The following is a 1,352-nucleotide window of genomic DNA, read 5'->3' on the forward strand; positions in this document are numbered from 1 at the left end:
ATCCTGGACCGCACCGAGGCCCTGGACGCCGCGACAGCCGCCAAACACGACGCCGAACAGGCCGCCGCCGCCGAGGACAAGCGGCTCGCGGCCCTGCTCCGGGCCGCCGCGGACCGGCGTGAAGGCCTGGCCAAGCTCGCCGGGCAGGTCGGCGCGGCACGGTCCCGCGTCGAGTCTGCCCAGTCCGAGCTCGGCCGTCTCCGCGAATCGCAAAAGGCCGGCGAGGAGCGCCGACGGCAGGCGCACAGCGAGTTCACAGCCCTGGAAGCGCAGGTCGCAGGGGTCGAAGACGGCGAGGAATCGCTCGACGCCGATTACGAGGCCGCGAGCGAGGCCCTCGAAACCATCATCGCCGAAATTGACGCCCTGAAGGCGGCCGAGCGCGAAGGCGAGCGGGAACGCGGCGCCCTTATGGCCCGCCGCGATGCCCTCCAGCTGGGCCTGAACCGCAAAGATGGCTCCGGGCATGTGCTCGGCGCGGCAGCCGGGGACCTGGCCGACGGGGTCCTGGGATCGCTGGCATCCATGATCACCGTGGATCCCGGATTCGAGGCCGCCGTCGCCGCCGCACTCGGCAGCGCGTCCGACGCCGTGGTGGTCCGGGACCAGCAGGCGGCCGCCGCTGCCGTGCGGCTGCTGCGCGCGGACGACGCCGGCCGTGCCGCGCTGCTGCTGGCCGGCCCCCCGGCCGGGTCCCCGCCGCCGGTGGCCGATGCGCTTTCGGCCGATGCATTAGCCGGCGGCAGCACGCTTCCCGCGGGCGCGCGCTGGGCTGTGGATCTTGTGGATCTTGTGTCGGCTGCGGCACCGGACRCCGCCGGCCTGCCACTGCCCGCCCTGCTGGCCGGCATCGCCGTCGTCGAGGACCTGGATGCCGCGGCGCAGCTGATCGCCGCGCGTCCCGAGCTGACCGCCGTGACCCGGACCGGGGACGTCTTCACGGCGCTGACCGTGACCGGCGGGTCCGCGTCGGCGCCGTCGCTGCTGGAAGTCCAGGCCGCCGTCGACGACGCCGCGTCGAAGCTGGCTGCCGTCACCGCCGCGCTCGAACGCAACCGCTTCGCCCTCTCCACCGCCCGGACCCGGCGCGCTGAAGCCCAGGACCATGCCGACGCGGCCCTCGCGAAACTCCACGATTCCGACGCGAAACTCGCGGCCGTCGCCGAACGCCTGGGCCACCTGAACGCGGTGCTGCGCAGCGCCGTCGCCGAAAGTGAGCGGCTGGCCGCCTCCCTGGCCAGGGCTGAGGCCCAGATTGTCAGCGAACAAGGTGCATTGGACGCGGTGGCGGCCCGGCTCGCCGCGGCCTCAGAGGCCCCCGCGGAGCAGGAACCTTCCCCGGAGCACCGGGA

General features: G+C 74.1%; 1 pseudogene. It reads left to right on the plus strand.

Annotated features, from left to right (window positions below):
* A pseudogene (locus tag AC1D1S_RS21165) lies at positions 1 to 1,352 on the plus strand (chromosome segregation protein SMC); the annotation flags it as partial.

Source organism: Arthrobacter sp. P1_A5 (assembly GCF_056406825.1).